This window comes from Type-E symbiont of Plautia stali, assembly GCF_059731115.1.
Genome location: NZ_AP035906.1, coordinates 2,009,158 through 2,028,609, shown reverse-complemented (window position 1 = coordinate 2,028,609; position 19,452 = coordinate 2,009,158). Strand labels below are relative to the sequence as shown.

The 19,452-nt window shown below is 52.6% G+C and carries 15 protein-coding genes; 6 read left to right on the top strand and 9 right to left on the bottom strand.

Features of this window, described 5'->3' with window-relative positions; all coding sequences use genetic code 11:
• The first annotated feature begins 141 nt into the window (after window positions 1–141).
• On the top strand, window positions 142–705 hold the full coding sequence (locus tag AC6I8L_RS09310) for a TetR/AcrR family transcriptional regulator (RefSeq protein ID WP_058959940.1): 564 nt from the start codon (window positions 142–144) through the stop codon (window positions 703–705).
• Window positions 706–707: 2 nt separating this feature from the next.
• On the opposite strand, the gene AC6I8L_RS09305 is transcribed toward AC6I8L_RS09310, so the two are convergent.
• The 5 genes from AC6I8L_RS09305 to AC6I8L_RS09285 all read right to left on the bottom strand — a co-directional run bounded on the left by AC6I8L_RS09305 (window position 708) and on the right by AC6I8L_RS09285 (window position 8,094).
• Window positions 708–1,292, bottom strand: coding sequence for a TetR/AcrR family transcriptional regulator (locus tag AC6I8L_RS09305; RefSeq protein WP_236699728.1), 585 nt, complete (start codon window positions 1,290–1,292; stop codon window positions 708–710).
• 133 nt (window positions 1,293–1,425) lie between these two features.
• Entirely contained in the window at window positions 1,426–2,850 is a 1,425-nt protein-coding gene (locus AC6I8L_RS09300) for an efflux transporter outer membrane subunit (protein WP_034823599.1), read from the bottom strand.
• Window position 2,851: 1 nt separating this feature from the next.
• On the bottom strand, window positions 2,852–6,013 hold the full coding sequence (locus AC6I8L_RS09295) for an efflux RND transporter permease subunit (protein ID WP_058959941.1): 3,162 nt from the start codon (window positions 6,011–6,013) through the stop codon (window positions 2,852–2,854).
• Between the two features lies 1 nt (window position 6,014).
• Window positions 6,015–7,163: an efflux RND transporter periplasmic adaptor subunit gene (locus tag AC6I8L_RS09290; protein WP_058959942.1), complete on the bottom strand. Its 1,149-nt coding sequence runs from the start codon at window positions 7,161–7,163 to the stop codon at window positions 6,015–6,017.
• A 289-nt stretch (window positions 7,164–7,452) separates the two neighbouring features.
• Window positions 7,453–8,094, bottom strand: coding sequence for a hypothetical protein (locus AC6I8L_RS09285; protein WP_058959943.1), 642 nt, complete (start codon window positions 8,092–8,094; stop codon window positions 7,453–7,455).
• Window positions 8,095–8,220: 126 nt separating this feature from the next.
• Between AC6I8L_RS09285 and AC6I8L_RS09280 the strand changes: the two genes are divergently transcribed.
• Window positions 8,221–8,853, top strand: coding sequence for a LysE family translocator (locus AC6I8L_RS09280; protein WP_058959944.1), 633 nt, complete (start codon window positions 8,221–8,223; stop codon window positions 8,851–8,853).
• Window positions 8,850–9,395, top strand: coding sequence for a P-loop NTPase family protein (locus AC6I8L_RS09275; protein ID WP_236699729.1), 546 nt, complete (start codon window positions 8,850–8,852; stop codon window positions 9,393–9,395). Before AC6I8L_RS09280 ends, AC6I8L_RS09275 begins: the two co-directional genes overlap by 4 nt.
• Before the next feature lie 283 nt (window positions 9,396–9,678).
• Here AC6I8L_RS09275 and AC6I8L_RS09270 read toward each other — a convergent pair whose 3' ends face one another.
• Both AC6I8L_RS09270 and AC6I8L_RS09265 read right to left on the bottom strand, forming a co-directional pair.
• A complete protein-coding gene (locus tag AC6I8L_RS09270; protein ID WP_058959945.1) occupies window positions 9,679–9,912 on the bottom strand; it encodes a hypothetical protein in 234 nt (77 codons plus the stop codon).
• A 60-nt stretch (window positions 9,913–9,972) separates the two neighbouring features.
• Complete coding sequence (locus tag AC6I8L_RS09265) at window positions 9,973–10,173, bottom strand: hypothetical protein (protein ID WP_058959946.1); 201 nt, start codon at window positions 10,171–10,173, stop codon at window positions 9,973–9,975.
• Window positions 10,174–10,459: 286 nt separating this feature from the next.
• Here AC6I8L_RS09265 and katE point away from each other — a divergent pair, with 286 nt between their 5' ends.
• A complete protein-coding gene (gene katE / locus AC6I8L_RS09260; protein WP_058959947.1) occupies window positions 10,460–12,724 on the top strand; it encodes a catalase HPII in 2,265 nt (754 codons plus the stop codon).
• A gap of 55 nt (window positions 12,725–12,779) precedes the next feature.
• Here the strand turns inward: katE and AC6I8L_RS09255 are convergent, their stop codons facing one another.
• Window positions 12,780–15,140: a membrane-bound PQQ-dependent dehydrogenase, glucose/quinate/shikimate family gene (locus tag AC6I8L_RS09255; protein WP_058959948.1), complete on the bottom strand. Its 2,361-nt coding sequence runs from the start codon at window positions 15,138–15,140 to the stop codon at window positions 12,780–12,782.
• 369 nt (window positions 15,141–15,509) lie between these two features.
• Between AC6I8L_RS09255 and AC6I8L_RS09250 the strand changes: the two genes are divergently transcribed.
• Together AC6I8L_RS09250 and AC6I8L_RS09245 are read left to right on the top strand one after the other, a co-directional pair.
• Window positions 15,510–16,439, top strand: coding sequence for an aliphatic sulfonate ABC transporter substrate-binding protein (locus tag AC6I8L_RS09250; protein WP_058959949.1), 930 nt, complete (start codon window positions 15,510–15,512; stop codon window positions 16,437–16,439).
• The gene (locus AC6I8L_RS09245) at window positions 16,436–17,755 is read left to right on the top strand and encodes an NtaA/DmoA family FMN-dependent monooxygenase (protein WP_082678105.1); all 1,320 of its coding nucleotides are present in this window, start codon (window positions 16,436–16,438) and stop codon (window positions 17,753–17,755) included. The genes AC6I8L_RS09250 and AC6I8L_RS09245 overlap by 4 nt, the downstream gene beginning before the upstream one ends.
• A gap of 61 nt (window positions 17,756–17,816) precedes the next feature.
• Here the strand turns inward: AC6I8L_RS09245 and AC6I8L_RS09240 are convergent, their stop codons facing one another.
• A complete protein-coding gene (locus AC6I8L_RS09240) occupies window positions 17,817–19,046 on the bottom strand; it encodes a Fic family protein (protein ID WP_236699730.1) in 1,230 nt (409 codons plus the stop codon).
• Window positions 19,047–19,452: the final 406 nt, after the last annotated feature.

Genomic DNA, 19,452 nt, shown 5'->3' with positions numbered 1-19,452 from the left:
AGTCAAAATTTTTGAATATTGATAACTAACAGCAATAATAAGAAAAAGAAACAATCTAAAGAACGCGACTATTTAGCATTCAGGATTAGTCAGGCTGATTGTTTTTGCGTAAAATACGCTTTTCCGTGATGAGTAAATAACATGAATCGCAGCGAACAGATTCTTGATGCAGCTGAACAGTGCATGCGCCTAAAAGGGTTTCATCAAACGTCTATTCAGAATATTGCCAGCCAGGCAAATGTTAGCATTGGTTTAATTTATAAATATTATAAAAACAAAGATGCCATTATCGAAGCGCTGGTGACCAATGTGGTGCAACGCATGATCGCATTATTAAACGCTGATTTTGAACGAATTGCCCATGCGGGAGGCGTCACGCATTCGGTGCAGGACATTGTGCCGCCCGAAGTTGAGCACAGTATTGTCTTGTTGATGGAAGTCTCATCTGAAGCCACACGTAACGAGCGTATTCGTCAGATAATGAATGATGCGTGGTTGGTATTAAAAAACAACTTTATTGCTCAGGAGCAGACGCTCAATCCGGCGCTGAAAGCCGACGTCATCAACACCCGACTGCATATCATCTCTCTGGTGATTGATGGGATGATCATTCGCCGTTGCATGAAACAACGTGACGTGCCTGACGGATTTATGCCCTTTTTTGATGCCATCACGCGTGACATCAATCAGCATGATATGGCCTGAAATCAGCCAAACAAATGATGTGTGAGAATGCCATTGATCCTGCCCTGTTCGTGATGATCCAGGTTCTTATCACCAAATGCGCGGCAGGCAACACCGTCTACCAGCATTAACAAAAATTGGATACGCTCATTACGCTGCTGTGGACTCACTTGAGCATACTGGCGGCTAAACGCTTTTTCCAAATCAGCAATCAATAGCTGTTCTTCTTGTGCCAAAACTTCCCGCACAGATTGATTACGCGACGCTTCCGAATACATCTCCAGTAATAAGCAGCGGTCCTGATAGGGCCAGTCCTGCCAAAATGGCGATTCCTCATCAATAATATCGCGGGTGCTGCTTTGCTTCGGCAGATTATCTTGTAAAAAAACACGCCAACTCGTGGCGATACTTTTAATCGTTTCACTGACGATGAATTCTTTGCTCTCAAAATAACGATATATCTGCCCTGCACCCAAACCTGATTCCCGGCTTATATCAGCCATGCTCGCCCCGTGAAAACCGGAGCGACTAAAACATATTTTTGCAGCGGCAATAATTATTTGCTGTCGCTGTCGCACGAAGGCGTCATTCTCTGATTTGCTCAACATAATTCCTAAAAGTGGCCGGCGCGTTATTATTGTTTTTTCCTATCATACGCGAAGGGATTTATAGCCGATATGCTGGCTATAAATCCGGTTACATTTTTCCCCAGGTCGCTAACGCATCGACCCGGGGCGATCATCACAGTTTCAGTTCAGATTCTTTCAACGCCGTACCACCACCCATCACTTTGTAGAAAGTATTGAGGTTCTGGTAGTAAGCCTGCTCAACGCTCACCAGGCTAGTGCGTGCTGTATACAGCGTGCGCTGTGCAGTTAACGCATTCAGATAGGTATCCACACCATTTTGATAGCGCAGATCTGCCAGGTGGTAATAGGTTTGCGAAGCAGCAACATTATTACGCTGACTGGTCAGCTGATCGTTGATGGTGCCGCGTCGTGCCAACGCATCGGCCACTTCTGAGAACGCCGTTTGGACCGCCTTCTCATACACCGCCACGTAATACTCTTTCTGCGCTTTGGTGTAGTTGAGGTAGGAAACGTTGTAGCCGCCTTTGAAAATCGGCAGCGAGATACTTGGGGCAAACGACCAGATTCCCGCACCGTTCTTGAACAGCGAAGACAAATCTGAACTGCCCACCCCACCGCTGGCGGTGAGGGAGATGCTTGGGAAGAAGTTAGCGCGTGCCGCCCCGATATTGGCATTAGCGGCTTTTAAGTTGTGCTCTGCCTGCAACACGTCCGGGCGATTATTCAGTGCATCCGATGACACGCCAGCAGGTACGGCTTTCAATGCATCGCCAATGGACTCAATGCTTTCAGGCAACAAATTATCTGGCACGCTTTTGCCTACCACCAGATCCAGCGCGTTTTTATCCTGCGCCACGCTTGTGGTGTAACTGGCCACATCCGCCTGAGCAGATTGATAAGTGGTCTCTGCTGACGCGACATCCACCATCGAATCCACACCGTTCTGCAGACGCTTGCGCGTCACTTCCAGTGACTGACGCGCACTCTCTGCCGTCTCTTTAGCGATCGCCAGATTGCTGCGATCGGCGGCCAGCTGCAGCCAGTAATCCACGGTGTTATACAGCACCGTCAGGCGCGTACTGCGGGCGCCCTCCAGCGTGCCGAGATATGTTTCATACTGCTGGCGCGACAGACTCTGGTTCTTGCCAAACAGATCCAATTCAAACGAGCTGACGCTGCCCTCGGCTGAATAGGTATTGCTGAGCGCAGTTTGATTTCCCTCCCCGGTTAGCGCGCGTGAACGTGTGCCGCTCACGCCAGCGCTCAGGCTGGGGAACAAATCGGCACGCTGCTCACCATACTGAGCATGAGCCGATTTCACACTGGCGACCGCTTCACGCAGATCGCGGCTGCTGTCCAGCGCCATCGTCACCACCTGGCGCAGCTTCGCATCCAGCACATAATCCTGCCAGCTGATATCACGATAGTTAGCCGGTGTGCCTTGTAACGTCCGATAGGCATCGCCGGTGGGCGCGGTGGTATTCACCGCATCCTTTGGCCGATCGTAATGCGGATCGAGAGATACGCAACCCGCAAGGAAACACGGCAAAAACACCATTAAAAGTTTTGCAGACATATTACTCCTCCGCCTTCACAGCAGATTCGGTTGACTGTGCATCGTCATGCGGAATCGCCGGGAAAACGCGACGGACCAGAACAAAGAACAGCGGTACAAAGAAGATGGCCAGCAAGGTCGCGGTCAGGGTGCCGCCGATAATGCCGGTGCCGATAGCGATACGGCTGTTCGCCCCCGCACCGGTGGAAATCGCCAATGGCAGTACCCCAGCGGTAAACGCCAGCGAAGTCATGATGATCGGACGCAAACGCATGGTGGCGGCATGCACCGCGGCTTTCACCAGGTTCTCACCCTTGCGATAGTTCTCCTCAGCGAATTCCACGATCAAAATCGCGTTCTTGGCCGAGAGACCAATGATGGTCAATAACGCTACCTGGAAATAGACGTCGTTTTCCAGACCGCGTAGCGTAATGGCCAGCAAGGAACCGATGACGCCCAACGGCACCACCATCATCACCGAGAACGGCACTGACCAACTTTCATACAGCGCGGCCAGACACAGGAACACCACAATCAGGGAGATGCCATACAACGACATTGCCTGGTTGCCGGAGAGTTTTTCCTGATAAGAGAGGCCGCTCCATGCATAGGTGGTACCGGTTGGCAGTTTGGCCGCCAGTTTTTCCATAGCGGTGATGGCATCGCCGGAACTCTTGCCCGATGCTGAAGATCCTTCAATCTCATAGGAAGCCAGGCCGTTATAACGTGACAGCACATCTGGACCGTAAGCCCATTTTGAGGAGGCGAACGACGAGAACGGCACCATAGTGGTGTTGCTGCTGCTATCCGTTCCGCGCACGTACCATTGATCGATATCTTCAGGCTTACTGCGGAATTGCTGATCGCCCTGCATGTAAACCTTCTTCACGCGACCGCGGTCGGTGAAGTCGTTGACGTAACTGCCGCCAATCGCTGCACTCAAGGTGGTATTGATGTCACTGATGGTCAGGCCCAGTGACTGCGCTTTGGCATCATCAATACTCACATCCAGCTGAGGCAAATCGGGTAACGAGTTGGCACGCACCGCGCTCAACACCGGATCCTGATTGGCTTCAGCGATCAGCTGGTTACGCATCTTCAGCAGTTGGTCACGATCGGTTGAGCCGCGTGCTTGCAGTTCAAAAGTAAAGCCGTTGGACTGGCCCAATCCCGAGACTGAAGGCGGTGACAACACGAAAATCTGTGCATCACGAATACTGGATAGCGCAGCCATGGCGCGTCCTGCTATCGCATCGGCGCTGTTCTCTGAGCCTTTACGCTCACTCCAGTTTTTCAGCGAGATAAAACCAATACCGGCGTTCTGTCCGCTGCCCGCAAAGCTGAAGCCGTTCACCAGCATGCTGACGTTAACGTTATCTTTCTCTTTGGTCGCGAAGTACTGCTGAACCTGCTGACGGACTTCACTGGTGCGGTTTTCCGTGGCACCCGGTGCCAGCTGATACTGCACCATGATATAGCCCTGATCTTCGGTCGGCAGGAAGCCGGTCGGCAGGCGCAGATACAGCACCGCACATCCGATCAACAATACGCCGTACAGCAGCAGATAACGCACTGAACTGTGCACCACATGGCCGACGCCGTTTTGATAGCGCCCCTGTACTTTTTCATAGCTACGGTTAAACCAGCCAAAGAAGCCTTTGGTGCCGCTTTCATGGTTATGTGGTTTCAGCAAGGTGGCACAGAGTGCCGGCGTCAGCGTCAGCGCGACAATCACCGACAGCACCATCGACGACACAATGGTGATCGAAAACTGGCGATAGATCACACCGGTTGAACCACTGAAGAAGGTCATCGGCAGGAACACCGCCGACAGCACTAAGGCAATACCGATCAGCGCCCCTGTGATCTCTTTCATCGATTTTTCGGTGGCCTGACGCGGTGGTAATCCCTCTTCGCGCATCACGCGCTCGACGTTTTCCACGACGACAATCGCATCATCGACCAGCAAGCCGATGGCGAGCACCATACCGAACATGGTTAAGGTGTTAATCGAATAACCAAACAGCGACAGCACACCAAAGGTGCCCAGTAACACGACCGGCACGGCAATCGCCGGGATCAGTGTGGTACGAATGTTCTGCAGGAACACGAACATCACGATGACCACCAAAATCACCGCTTCGATCAGCGTTTTCACCACTTCTTCAATCGAGATTTTTACAAAGTCGGTACTGTCGAGCGGATAAGCGATCTCATAACCCGCAGGCATACTGCTGCGGAACTCATTGATGGTGGATTTCACCTGTTCGGCGGTGGAAAGCGCATTGGCACCCGACGCCAGCTGAACCGCGATTCCCGAAGCGGGATGGCCGTTCGCCAGCACGTTGGCACTGTAATCCTCATCACCCATCTCGACGCGCGCCACATCACTCAGGCGCACCACGGAACCGTCAGACTGGCTTTTCAGCACAATATTACGGAACTGTTCTGGCGTTTGCAGACGTGAACGCGAACGCACCGTTGCCACCAGTTGCTGCTCTTTACTGGCAGGCTGCGCACCCAACTGGCCGGAAGAGACCTGGGTATTTTGGCTCTCCAGCGCGGTGGTGACATCCGACGGCATCAGCGAATAGGAGGCGAGTTTGCTCGGATCTAACCAGATACGCATCGCGTATTCGGCACCAAATACCTGCACGCTCCCGACGCCGCTGACACGCGCCAGCGTGTCTTCCATATTACTGACCATATAGTCAGCCACATCGGAAGAACTGCTTTTATTGGTTTTATCGTACACCGCAAGGATCAGCAGGAAGTCGCTCTGCGCTTTTTCCACGGTGACACCCTGTGTGGTCACGGCGGTAGGCAGACGGCTTTCTGCCTGCTGAACCTTGTTTTGTACCTGTACCTGAGCGATATCCGGATCGGTGCCTTGCTGGAAGGTCACATTAATTTTTACCTGACCGGTTGACGCCGTGCTGGTGGAGTTGAAATAGAGTAAACCATCCAACCCGGTCAACTGCTGCTCAATCACCTGGGTGACACTGCTCTCCAGCGTTTCCGCCGAGGCACCAGTGTAGGTGGCTTGAATGCTGATCTGTGGCGGCGCCACATCGGGATATTGCGCCACGGGCAGGCTGTTAATACTGAGTAAACCGAACATCATAATGCAGATGGCGATAACCCAGGCAAACACCGGCCGACGAATAAAGAACTGAGCCAACATATCAGTTGCCCTCGCTGGTCGCGGCTTTATCGTTTGGCGTCACTTCTACGGCTTTAACGCTCATGCCCGCCTGCACTTTACCGGTACCTTCAACAATCAGTTTGTCGCCGCTGTTGAGACCAGAGGTAATCAGCCACTTATTGCCGATCACGCGATCGGCCACTACTTCACGGCTCTCGACTTTGTTCTCTTTATCGACCACCAGCGCGGTGGCATTGCCTTTGGCGTCACGCGTAATACCCTGCTGCGGCGCGAGGATCGCATCGGTTTTAACGCCGTTGGTCACATTGGCGCGCACATACATGCCCGGCAGCAGTTCATGTTGTGGGTTAGGGAAAATCGCGCGCAGCGTCACGGTGCCCGTCGCTTCATCAACCGACACTTCCGTCAGTTCCAGCTTGCCCGGATGGTCATAGGCACTGCCATCTTCCAGTTTCACCGTCACCGGCACGGCATCCGTGCTCTGCTGCAAGGAAGCCTGCTGACGTTTCAGTTTGAGCAGCTGAACGCTGGATTGGGTGAGATCGACATAAATAGGATCGAGTGCGCGAATGGTCGCCAGCGCGGTGGTCTGGCTGGCAGTCACCAGCGCACCTGGCGTCACGGAGGAAATGCCAATGCGTCCACTGATTGGGGCTTTGATCTGCGTGTAATTAAGATTGATGCGAGCGCTTTCAACCGCAGCACGATACTGATCCACGGATGCGATATTATGTTGGTAAGTGGCTAACGCGTCATCTGCATCCTGACGCGACACGCCGTTCTCTTTCACCAGTGCTGCATAGCGCTCCGCTTTGAGTTTGCTGCTTTTCACCAATGCCTGAGCATTCTTTAATTGTGCCAAAGCCTGATCGTAACTGGCCTGATAGCTGGCCGGATCGATTTGATACAGCACCTGACCGGCTTTCACTTCATCCCCTTCGGTAAACAGGCGCTTCAAAATAATCCCTTCAACCTGGGGGCGCACTTCTGAGGTCATACTGCCCGTCACGCGGCCCGCGAGCTGGCTGTCCAGCGCCACTGACTCGCTTTGCAAGGTTTTAACACCCACTTCGGTGATCGGAGTGGCGGCTTGTTGACTGCTGTTTTGATCGCAGGCGGCGACTAACATCACCAGCCCGGCGATCACACTGCGCTGAAAATTCTTCATGAATTACCCTGTAGTGAACGTTCATTCTCAGCATGCAGTCTAACAAATCATCCTGAGATCGACTGTCAGGAAAATGAAAAGAGAGCGATTGTGGTGGGTTCTTACGATGCGGACTAATCGCTTCCCTGTCATTTAATCTGATTCACGGTGCAATCAGCGGCGTTACTGCGGGGATATTCTGGGGGAGCATGCTGGTTTATTTCATTCCCTGGTATCGCCAGCGTAAGAGATTATCCCTATAGCGGGCCAAAGAGGGAGGACGCCACCCGCGGACGTCCCCTTAGCGACATTAACGCTTTGCCATTACCGCGGCTAATGCCAGTTGCGGAATCGTCAACGGACGCTCGCTCTCCGGCAGGCTGTTTGCCGCCGCCGCCATCGATACCTGCGCCAGTGCTACGTGTTGTGCGCCCTGCTCGCGTCCCTGTGTTACCGCGTCGGCAATGAGCGCGTGGTAGCGTTGATGATCGCCCGCTTTAAATGCGGCCCAGGCATCAGGGATCAGCGCGACCTGCGGCTGTTTCTCCGCTGGCAGCGTGGGTGGACAGAACAACAGGTGTGTGGCGGCTAACGTTGACTCAGCCGCGCAGAGCACCAGCGCAGGCCCTGCCATTTGATGCAGGTGATCTGCCAGCATTCGGTCTGCGCGATAGACCGGGCAGCCCGTGTTTTTCGGCTGGAAGGTGTCGGCCACTGGCCCCAGCGTTGAACAGGTAATGACTATCGCATCAAACCACGGTCCCATACTGTGCAACAGCTGAGCCAAACGTTGCTGTTGCTCCTGCGTCATACCGCCACTTTGCTCGGCTTCAGCCAGCAGGTGCGGCATCACAATATGGCTCAGTGTGTGGGGAGGTAATTCAAGGGCGTGTGCCGCGTGATCGAACAGCGCGATATTACTGGCGGCGGTATGCAGGCAAGCGATGGTCATGGTCATCCTTATTGTTGTGCTATTTATAGGTCCGCTGAGTCCTGGCGGCGTGATTGCAGTGGTAGATTATTGCTTCACCGTCTAATAATATTCAAAATTATTTAACATTCCTTAGCCGTTACCCTCATGAACCTGCACCTGCTGGCCTTTATCATTGCGATCTTACCGGTAGCCTTGTCGCCCGGGGCGAGTTTCACCCTCGCGATGAATAACACGTTGGTGGCAGGCACGCGCGGGCTGGCGGCGATCATTCTCGGCACGGCTCTGGGTATTTATACCCATGCGCTGCTGATTGGCCTGGGCATCAGCGCCCTGCTGGTGCGTTCCCCCATTATCTTTAATCTGTTAAGCGTGGCGGGTGCTGCTTATCTGCTGTGGCTCGGCGTACAGTTGTTGCGTCGAGGTCGTCATATTTCCCAACCCGTCGCCTCTTACCGTAGCGCCCGCATGGGGATTAAAGATGCCTGGCTAGCCAATGTGCTTAATCCAAAAGCGGTGATGTTGTATCTCACCGTGGTATCGCAATTCGCCGGGCGCGATCATGCCTTGCTGCATTATCTGCTGCTGGCCTCCATACACGTTGCCATTATGGCCCTGTGGCTGGTGATCATCTGTTTTACGCTGCTGACTTCAGCACGAGTGATCAACATTCGTAAGCTGTCCATCGCCATCAACATTGGCGGCGGGCTGATACTGGTGTTTTTTGCTATCAGCAATTTGGTTCAGCTTTTTATGACATTAAAAGGATTTTCATCATGATGGCATTAAGCGACTTCGGCCCACGCATCTGCATTTTGGGGCCTTCAAACAGCGGTAAATCGACGCTGGCTCAGGCCATCGCCAGCAAGACAGCGCGTCCTGTCATCCACCTGGATCAGCTTTATCACCTCCCCAACACGCACTGGCAAGCCCGCGCTGAAGCAGATTTTCGGCAACTGCATCTCGACGCTATCGCAGGGGAAAGCTGGGTCATGGACGGCAATTATGTGCGCACGCTACCGGACCGCTTAACGCGTGCCAGCGGTATCATTCTGCTTGACCTGCCACCGGCTCAATGTTTCTTTCGTTATCTGCGTCGTACGCTGTTTGATGCCCAGCGCATTGGCGGTGTTGTCCCCTCACATCAGCGCGAGAAGTTGACCTGGGAAATGACGCGTTATCTGCTTATCACCTCTCGGCGCCATCGCCCGCGTAACCAACGCATGTATGCGGAATGGACCTTGCCCAAGCTGTTGCTTAGCTCCCCTTATGAGGTTAACCAACTCTGCCGAGAATGGGGCTTGCTCACGGACAAAATCTAATCCACGCGTCAAGCCTTGGTGGCAATAATTTAATCATGGATTTGATTGAATTCAGAAGATAACCGGCATCCTGACAACGTTAATATTTACCGCTTCGCATGCAATCCCTTCAGGGCCGGCTATAATAAATAAGTTTTTATTACGCCCTGTGATAAGACCTGCTCTCATTGGAAATGTTTGGTACAGGATTGTACAAGCCCGGTTGCCACCACTCCCGGGCTTTATTTTTGTAGCGATGAGAATTTTTTGGTGAAATGTGAAGTCGAGGACGTGAAGAACATCATTATTTATTGCTGACATCAAACACGTTACTGTTAATTTTTACTCGCTCTCCTAACGACCAGCCTTTTTTTCCCAGGATACGGTCTGGCGTGCCGTCCGGCACATTGAAATAATACGCCCCTGATGGCGTACCTGAAGAGCTATTCTCCTGAAAAATGTCGTCTGAGTGTAGCCCCATCTCCTTGACTTCGTCTTCCGTCAGACCCAATTCATTTGCAAGTGAAGAATAATCCATTGTTTATCCCCTTAATGCTATAAAAATCAATGATTACGCACTTTTAATGCGCGACTCACGCTACTTATCCTTGAAAGGATCGTGCTTGTGATCCTGGCTATCATCACGCGTGCGAGGGATCTCGCCATGTTCATCAGGATTATCTGTAGCGGGATGATCATCCTCTTCGTACGCATTGCCGGCATTGGGCGCGGCCTCCGGAAGGCCTTTTTTGACATCGCCTTCTTTCTTTCGCTGTTCGTTCGTATTATGTGCTTTCATAATTAACTCCTTAGGAAGGAATGTTTTAGGTTAGGCTATATTTTAAAAGTTCGCTTTCATGACTTAGCGTTTTAATTATTTAATCGCATGTATCCGGACATCAATAATTTCCCGCTTGGCTTTTATCACTGTGTAAAAACACTGACAATGTTCTGACCTTCACTTGCCCGAGATTGAACCATTTATACGGCTTCGTTTATTTTCGTTCGAACAAATAACCACCTGCTAATATTTTTTCTTCTCCTATATTTAATGGGGTCATTAAATCAGTCACAGGAGAATAGCAATGTCGAGCGAAACCGATAAGAAAAAGCTGACTCAGCGAGCCCCGACGAAAGGGCCAGAATCATCACAACCTGGATTAGGGTCGCTGGCACCCAAAGACGGTTCACACCAACCTCCCGCTGAACCAACTCCACCCGGAAAGCAGCCTACGGCACCGGGCAGCCTTAAAGCTCCTGATACACAGAGCACCAAGCTTGAGCAACTTGCTGCGCATCGTAAAAACGGCACCGAGCAGCCTCTAACGACGAATCAGGGCACGCGGATTGCGAACGATCAAAACTCATTGCGCGCGGGCACGCGTGGCCCTACCTTGCTTGAAGATTTCATCATGCGTGAAAAAATCACGCACTTTGACCATGAACGCATCCCTGAACGCATCGTTCACGCCCGAGGATCCGCTGCACACGGCTACTTCCAGCCATACCACTCGTTAAAAGCGCTGACTAAAGCGCACTTCCTTTCTGATCCGGAACGAGTCACGCCGGTGTTTGTCCGTTTTTCCACCGTCCAGGGCGGTGCCGGATCGGCTGACACCGTGCGCGATATTCGCGGGTTTGCCACTAAGTTTTATACCGATGAAGGGGTTTTTGATTTAGTGGGTAACAATACCCCGGTATTTTTCATTCAGGATGCTCATAAGTTCCCGGATTTTGTGCACGCCGTGAAGCCTGAGCCGCACAATGAAATCCCTCAGGGTCAAAGTGCACATGACACCTTCTGGGATTACGTTTCCCTGCAGCCTGAGACCTTGCATAACGTTATCTGGGCGATGTCCGACCGCGGGATTCCTCGCAGCTACCGCACCATGGAAGGCTTTGGTATCCATACTTTCCGACTGATCAATGCGGAAGGCAAAGCGACCTTTGTGCGCTTCCACTGGAAGCCTGTTGCAGGTAAAGCCTCTTTGCTCTGGGATGAGTCGCAGAAACTGACCGGACGCGACCCTGATTTCCACCGACGCGATTTGTGGGAAGCCATTGAAGCCGGAGACTTCCCGGAATATGAATTAGGCCTACAACTGATCCCCGAAGAGGACGAGTTTAAGTTCGATTTCGATATCCTGGATGCCACCAAATTGATTCCGGAAGAGCTGGTGCCAGTAGAAATCGTTGGCAAGATGGTATTAAACCGCAATCCCGATAACTTCTTTGCTGAAACGGAACAGGTTGCTTTCCATCCAGGACATATTGTTCCGGGGCTGGATTTTTCAAACGATCCCCTGCTACAAGGCAGATTGTTCTCCTATACCGATACGCAGATTAGCCGCCTGGGTGGCCCTAATTTCCATGAGATCCCTATTAATCGTCCGGTTTGCCCTTACCATAATTTCCAACGGCAGGGCATGCACCGTCAGGACATTGATACTAATCCAGCGAATTATGAACCCAATTCGATTAATGATAATTGGCCACGTGAAACACCGCCGGCAGCGGAAGGTGGCGGCTTTGACAGTTATCAGGAGCGCATGGAGGGGCATAAAGTGCGCGAGCGTAGCCCGTCCTTTGGCGAATATTACTCTCAGCCGAGATTATTCTGGTTAAGCCAAACGCCTGTCGAGCAACAGCACATCATCGATGCCTATTCATTTGAGTTAAGCAAAGTCGCCCGACCGTACATTCGTGAGCGAGTGGTCGATCATCTGTTGAATATTGATATTGCCTTAGCGCAAGGGGTTGCTGATAACCTCGGGATTGCCTTGACGGCTGATCAATTGAAGACGCCGCCAGCACCCGATGTTAATGGCCTGCAGAAAGACAGTAGTCTGAGTTTGTATGCTGTTCCCGACGGTGATATCAAAGGCCGCCAGGTTGCCCTGCTGTTGAACGATGGCGTGAAATCAGCAGATGTACTGGCTGTATTACAGTCACTTAAAGCGGCTGGCGTACATACAAAATTATTGGCGGCTCACATGGGACAGGTTCGTGCCGACGATGGTTCAGTCTTACCCATTGATGCGACCTTTGCTGGGCTCCCTTCACTGACCTTTGACGCGGTGTTTGTACCCGATGGCAACATTGATGCGCTGTTGCTGAGTGGTGACAGTCGTTATTTCTTGCTGGAGGCTTATAAACATCTGAAGGTGATCGGCCTGAGCGGTGAAGCACGCCGCTTTAAAGCCCAGTTTGCGCTGCAGGAGAGCGAAAAAGAAGAGGGAATTATTGAAGGTGACAGTTCAGATGATGCTTTGCTGAGTGCTTTTATAGATGCAATGAAAGCACACCGTGTCTGGTCACGTAGCCAGAAAGCCCTTTCCGTTCCTGCCTGATGTTACGCATCGTCCAGAGGAATATTCCTCTGGACGACTTGGCTGTTATTTCACATTACTTCAAACGGAACGCCACTACGCTGTCACCCGCCTGGGTGCCCAGCGAACCGTGACCGCCTGCCGCAATCACCACGTACTGCTTACCGTCTTTACCCATAAAGGTCGACGGTGTGGCTTGTGCGCCCGCGCTCAGCTCGGTCTGCCACAGCAGTTCACCGGTGGTGCTGTCGTAAGCGCGGAAGAAGTTATCCGCGGTTGCGCCATGGAACACCAGGTCACCCGCTGTCAGCAATGGACCACCGTGCGCCACCATGCCCATCGGGAAGCCGATTGGGAAGCGGCCCGGCAGGAAGCTGGTTTTCAGGTTTTTGGTGACACCCACACGGCGCAACCACTCGGTTTTCCCGGTTTTCAGGTCTACGCCCACCATACGACCCCACGGCGGCGCGATACACGGAATGGCGAGGCCAGAGGCCAGCTGCTGAATGTGAATCGCGTAGTCACCCTGGAAGTTTTCGTTCCAGTATGGCTGGCCATCTTTGGTGAACAGACGCTGCGTTTCGGTCTGCGGCGTTCGCTTGATCAGGTTGTATTTGTAAGCCAGGCGCACAGGCGCGGCAATCAGCATCTGACGCTGCGGATCAACCGCCACAGAACCCCAGTTGAACACGCCAATGTTACCCGGGAAGATCAGCGAACCGGCTTCGGTGGCTGGCGTCCATGGGTTGCCATCGTAACGCAGTGAACGGAAGTCCATGCGGCATGACATCTGGTCAAACGGCGTGATGCCCCACATTGATTTTTCGGTCAACGGGTCTGGAATAAAGTTCAGGCTTGATACCGGCTGTGTCGCGGCAAACTTCTCACCCGGCACACCGCCTTCAGTGGAAACCTTTACCTGATTAACCGGATACACGGGCTGACCGGTCAGGCGATTCAAGACAAAAAGGTTGCCGGTTTTAGTTGGCAGGATCACCACAGGCTGTTTCTGGCCCTGATAATCGATATCCAGCAATGACGGCTGTGATGGGTTATCGCGGTCCCAGAGATCGTGGTTCGAACTCTGATAACGCCATTTGAACGCGCCGGTTTGCAGATCCAGCGCCACTAACGCATCGCGGAACTTCTCGGTGTTGCTGTTGGCATCACGTTCGATACCCACTTCATCCGGTGACGCGTTACCAAACGGCACATACACCAGACCATTTTTCAAATCGGCGCTCAGCGTGCCCCAGGCAACGGGCGTATCCTGCGGATAGTTTTGTCCCGCAGCGATCGGCGCCGTATTTTCTGGATTCGATGGCTCAAAGTTCCACACCAGACGACCGGTTTCAGCGTCATAAGCACGAATCACACCTGATGGGTTACCACTGTTGAAGCCGTTGTCCATCACGGAACCACCGACAATCACCAGCTTGCCGGCCACCAGCGGTGCGGCGGTTTGCATCAACGCATGTGGACGCACTTCACCCATGTTAGCATGCAGGTCCACTACGCCATTGGTACCGAAATCAGCACAAGGTTTGCCGGTATCGGCATCCAGTGCAATCAGCTGTGCATCGGTAGTGGCGTTGAAGATGCGCTTACGGCAGATAGCCGGGGCGGCTGCTGAATCCTGCGCGGCAACCGGGCTTTGCTCGTAATAGCTCACGCCACGACAGGTCTGGTGCTGCTGCAGGTAAGAACGATCTTTATTCGGCGTATATTTCCATTTCACCGCGCCGGTTTCCGGATCGAGTGCATGCACTTCGTTATGCGGCGTACAGAAATACAGCATGCCATTGGCTTTCACCGGCGTCGCTTCAAAGGTGTATTCGCTGGCATCCGCATCCTGACGCAGGTCACCAGTGTGGTAAGTCCAGGCCACTTCGAGGTTTTGCACGTTCTCTTTGGTGATTTGATTCAGTGAAGAGAAACGCTGGCCATCAGTGGTGCCGCCGTACGCGGTCCAGTCGTTAGCGGCGCCCTGCTCGCTAGCTTGTTCACGCGCATTGCTAATCGTGCCCGCCTGCGGTAACGGATCGTAGAAGCACAGACCGATCACCACCACAATCATCACGATCACCGTGCCACCCAGGAAGGTGTGGAAGCGGCGTTCGCCCTGATACAGCGGTTTCACCACCCACGGCATCGCCAGCCACAGGCCAATCACGCCGAACAGGTCGCCGCGTGGGATCCACTGCCATTTATCAAAGCCCACTTCCCAGATAATCCAGGCCAGGGTAATCCACATCAGAACCGCATACAGCGCCAGCGCACTACGCTGGTTTCTGAACAGTAAAATGGCGGTGATCAGTAAGCCCACCGCCATCAATGCATAGAACGCGCTGCCGCCCAGCATCAGCAACTTTCCACCCATATAGAGCAGCGCTAATGCCAGAATCGCCAGCACGATACTGGTTAGTTTGTTAACCATGCCAATCCCTCAACGTTTTTCATCAAATACCACCCAAAATAAACCTACATAAACTCAACAGAATTTTAACTTACGTTATCGAACAGTAAAAACCCGTTACTGAGTGTGTCGTTAGCTCCGCTTATGAATGTAGTCGGGCTAATGACTGATGAATCCCGCCGAGCTCAATGTGTGACTGAAATCACGTTTCACTTATCGTCGTGAGAATTAATCATTAGTGAGGATAAATCGCATTTTTTGATAACGGCAGTTGCGCAATCTTTCGCCCTTCGTGGCTTTTGCGCTCGTTGCATATCGTTGCGCGGATTTGTTACTACGCCTGCTGTAGCGGAAAACTTACGCTGTTTTCTTTTTTCTCAGGGAAACATCATGAAACTCACGTTTATCGCCAGCGCATTGTTGGCCGCCACCTTCACCACTTATGCCGCCAATACCGAACTCGTGGTCGGCGACCAAAAGGGGAACGCCCGCGCCGTGATGTCAGCAGCCGGTGAACTCACCAATGTGCCTTATGAAATCAAATGGTACGAATTCCCTAACGCCGCGCCGCTGCTGGAATCACTCAACTCACAGCATCTGGATGCCGGATTAGTCGGTGATGGTCCGCTGGCTTTTGCCGTGGCGGCTGGGGCTAAAATCCGCGCTATTCAGGCCTCACAATATTTGGGTAACGGGCTGCTGGTTAAAAAGGATAGCGCCGTCCATACCATTGCCGACCTCAAAGGCAAAAAGGTGGCCACGGTGAAAGGTTCATCGGGTCAGAACATGGTGCTCAACGCGCTGCACCAGGCCGGTTTGCCTGATGACAGCGTTAACTTTGTTTTCACCACGCCTGCTGAGGCGACATTGGCATTGGATAACGGTGCCGTGGATGCGGTGGCGACATGGGAACCGTATGTCTCTTTTGCGGTGGCTCAGTCAGGTGATCGCATCGCCATTGACGGCAAGGAGGCACCGGTCTCCAACTATCTGGTGGCGACCGATAGCGCTATCAGTAATAAACGTGCAGAGCTGGCTGATTTCCGACAGCGTCTGATTCGCGCTCGCGCCTGGGGCGTGGATCATCCGCAGGAGTATGCCAATGGCATCGCGTCTTTACTGCGTCTGCCAGATGCCGTCGCCTTGAGTAAGGTTCAGCGTGAAAACAACGCTCCGGTGGAAGACTACACGCTGGTGGCGCAACGCCAGCAGGCTGCGATTGATACCTTCGCACGCAGCGGGTTAATCAAACCCGGCTTGCAGGCGAGCAGTCTGGTCGATGCGTCATTTTTTGCCAAAGCTGGAGCCACTAAACCATGATGAACCTGGCGCTGTACCTCGACTCAGGCATTCATCAGGGTGGCTGGCGTCATCCGCAAGCCGCCACGACCGGTGGCCGCAACTGGCCGCTGTACCGCAAAATTGCCCAACGCGCTGAAGCGGCAAAACTCGATATGATCTTTGTTGCGGATAAGCTGGCGATTGATGATGTGTATGGCGGACATCTGGCGCACACCGTGCAGCATCGCCAGGTGGGCTGGTCTGAGCCGCTCACCTTGCTGGCCGCGCTGGCGGCGGTCACCGATCGTATTGGCTTAGGCGGCACCGTCTCATCCTCCTATTCCGAGCCCTATACCACCGCTCGACAGCTGGCCAACATCGATCACATCAGCGATGGGCGTGCCGCGTGGAATGTGGTGACTTCATTAACCCATGCCGAAGCACGTAATTTCGGCCGCAGCCAGCACTTCAGCCATCAGGATCGCTATCGCCGCGCAGCAGAGTTCATCGACGTGATGAAAGCGCTCTGGGACAGCTTCGAAGAGGATGCATTGGTGGTGGAAAAATGCAGCGCACGCTTTGCCGATCCGGCACGTTTCCACCGCTTCGACCATCAGGGCGAGTCATTCGAGGTACAAGGACCGTTGAACCTGCCCCGGCCACCGCAAGGGCATCCGGTAGTGATTCAGGCTGGTGTTTCTGAGGCATTTATTGACCTGGCGGCCCAACACGCGGAGATGCTGTTTGTCGTGCAACCTAACCGGGAACGCGCTCAGCAGTTCTACCAAACGATCAAGGAGCGTGCGCAGCACTATCAGCGACAGCCTGATCAGCTGCGAATCCTGCCGGGATTAGTGCCGATTGTCGGCCACAGCGAGCAGGATGCACGCGACCGCGCTGAATACCTCAAATCACTGATCACCGTGGAATCCGGGCTCAGTTTTGTTTCTGCCAGCATGAACATCGATCTGTCACAGTATCCGGTGGATGGACCGGTGCCCGACTTGCGCGAGCAGATTACCGGCAGTAAAGGACGTTTTCAGTATGTGATTGCCAACGCCATAGAGCAGAAACTCACTCTGGGGGAGATGGCCAAACGCTATGCGGAGAGCTTGTCGTTCCCTTCACCGACCGGCACGGCGGATCAAATCGCGCAACAGATGATTGACTGGTATCAACATCAAGCCTGCGATGGGTTTGTGATTCTCCCCACCTACATTGATGAAAATGAAGATCTGTTCCTCAGCCAGGTGGTACCCCGTTTGCAGGATGCGCGCGTGTTTCATCAGGATTATGCTGCGGGCACGCTACGCGAACGTTTAGGCCTCGTGAAACCAGCTAATCGCTTTCATTGATTAATTTTGATCATCGCAAGCAATCTCAAAAGACATGATTTTTGAGATTACTTGCGATTACTCAGTGTTTTTTTAGCCACTCTTTCAGTTTCCATAAGGAGACTGGCGCCTGATACACCGTGCCCTTTCCCTCCTTAATCGGTCTTAACAATCCAAGATCGGCCAGATTTTTCAGCCGACTGCGTGCGGTATTATCGGCGACACCCAGTCTTAATTTCACCCCTGCTGCGCTCAATAGCGAACCCGGCGCATGTAGCGCAATCGCCATGATGTCCAGCTCACCTTTCGCCAACGACATATTTTCCTCTACCCAATGCACCAGACGCGCCCGTTCCTGACGCAGCGTAGTGATTTGCTCTGTGAAGGCATTCACCGCACGCATCACAATTTCACACTGGAATTGGACAAAATAGGTTAGATCGAGCTCATCCGTTTCGCTGTAAAGGTATGACATACCGTATTTAATGGAGGCCGCCTTGAGGAGTTTGCTGATCGAAATGTATCGGAAGGCGTGATAACCACGACGAATCAAATGATGATAGAACAAGCCCCGTGCGGTGCGGCCATTGCCATCATTGAAGGGATGAATATAACCAATGGCAAAGTGCAAAACACAGGCCACCAGCAATGGGTGTGTTCCCTGCTGTTCCAGGAATTCGACTTCAGCGCACAACTCATCCAGCATTCCATTCAATGCGGAGTGATCGGGCGGCTGATGGATGATTTCGCCATCACGACCTGCCACAAAAACATCATTGTTGCCGCGCACCTCACCGGGCCGATATTTTTCGTCATTGATGCCTGCACACGCGATGTGATGCATGTGCAGGATATCGGCACGCGTTAGCGGTCCATCGCCCATGGCGGCAATATGCTGCATCAGCCGCCAATTGCCCATGATCATGCTCTCATCTTCGTTGCGGGGTTCCCGCCCCACCGCCAACAGTTCCATCGCCACACGCGAGGTCGTTGCTGCGCCTTCGAGTTGACTGGAGGAGATCGCTTCTTCCATGATCAATTGTGACATCAGATAGGAGGCCGCGTCCTCATCAGTGGGCTCACCATTGCGCGCAAAGGTCATGCGATCCACCAGGGAAATAGCCGCGTTGATTTTGGCGGTAAAGTTGCAACTGACGTCTTGTGACGCAATGACAAAATGTTGAGCCGTACTGCGCCGTTTAAATTTTAACGCGCTCCACACCGCCAACCGTTCATCCGCATCCCGGATTCGACGACTAAGTTCGTCAAAATGCAGATAGCGCAAATCCCACTCAGTATATCGGCTCAGCATCTCAGCACTTTCAGCGCTCGTCTGGGTATCAAGCAGTTGTTTGGGCGGGCGGCGTAATCTCATCGCGAGAAATCTCAAAAATGACGTATTTTGAGTTTACTTGAGATATAAGTATGAGGCAAACGTAAACAATCAATGGTTAATTTATTGATTTTACTAATTAACTAACATCAAAACTAAATAAAACACAAGGCAGATAACCATGCATTAAAGACGATTAATTCGTAATTTTTCATGTCTGAATAGCTTATTCCAGCGGCGATCACAGAATCAGGATAAGTGTGAGACAAATAAAAGTGCTTTGTCTTTTTTGCCAGAAAAGCGTGTGGCTTTAATGAAAATTCCATGCAAATGACCGAGGCGCAACGCCACTTTTGTCGTCAGACTTGAATGTCAGGAAAAGTAA

Coding starts and splice junctions, on each gene's coding strand:
- AC6I8L_RS09310 (WP_058959940.1), top strand. CDS start 142: ATGAATCGCAGCGAACAGATTCTTGATGCAGCTGAACAGTGCATGCGC.
- AC6I8L_RS09305 (WP_236699728.1), bottom strand. CDS start 1,292: ATGTTGAGCAAATCAGAGAATGACGCCTTCGTGCGACAGCGACAGCAA.
- AC6I8L_RS09300 (WP_034823599.1), bottom strand. CDS start 2,850: ATGTCTGCAAAACTTTTAATGGTGTTTTTGCCGTGTTTCCTTGCGGGT.
- AC6I8L_RS09295 (WP_058959941.1), bottom strand. CDS start 6,013: ATGTTGGCTCAGTTCTTTATTCGTCGGCCGGTGTTTGCCTGGGTTATC.
- AC6I8L_RS09290 (WP_058959942.1), bottom strand. CDS start 7,163: ATGAAGAATTTTCAGCGCAGTGTGATCGCCGGGCTGGTGATGTTAGTC.
- AC6I8L_RS09285 (WP_058959943.1), bottom strand. CDS start 8,094: ATGACCATCGCTTGCCTGCATACCGCCGCCAGTAATATCGCGCTGTTC.
- AC6I8L_RS09280 (WP_058959944.1), top strand. CDS start 8,221: ATGAACCTGCACCTGCTGGCCTTTATCATTGCGATCTTACCGGTAGCC.
- AC6I8L_RS09275 (WP_236699729.1), top strand. CDS start 8,850: ATGATGGCATTAAGCGACTTCGGCCCACGCATCTGCATTTTGGGGCCT.
- AC6I8L_RS09270 (WP_058959945.1), bottom strand. CDS start 9,912: ATGGATTATTCTTCACTTGCAAATGAATTGGGTCTGACGGAAGACGAA.
- AC6I8L_RS09265 (WP_058959946.1), bottom strand. CDS start 10,173: ATGAAAGCACATAATACGAACGAACAGCGAAAGAAAGAAGGCGATGTC.
- katE (WP_058959947.1), top strand. CDS start 10,460: ATGTCGAGCGAAACCGATAAGAAAAAGCTGACTCAGCGAGCCCCGACG.
- AC6I8L_RS09255 (WP_058959948.1), bottom strand. CDS start 15,140: ATGGTTAACAAACTAACCAGTATCGTGCTGGCGATTCTGGCATTAGCG.
- AC6I8L_RS09250 (WP_058959949.1), top strand. CDS start 15,510: ATGAAACTCACGTTTATCGCCAGCGCATTGTTGGCCGCCACCTTCACC.
- AC6I8L_RS09245 (WP_082678105.1), top strand. CDS start 16,436: ATGATGAACCTGGCGCTGTACCTCGACTCAGGCATTCATCAGGGTGGC.
- AC6I8L_RS09240 (WP_236699730.1), bottom strand. CDS start 19,046: ATGCTGAGCCGATATACTGAGTGGGATTTGCGCTATCTGCATTTTGAC.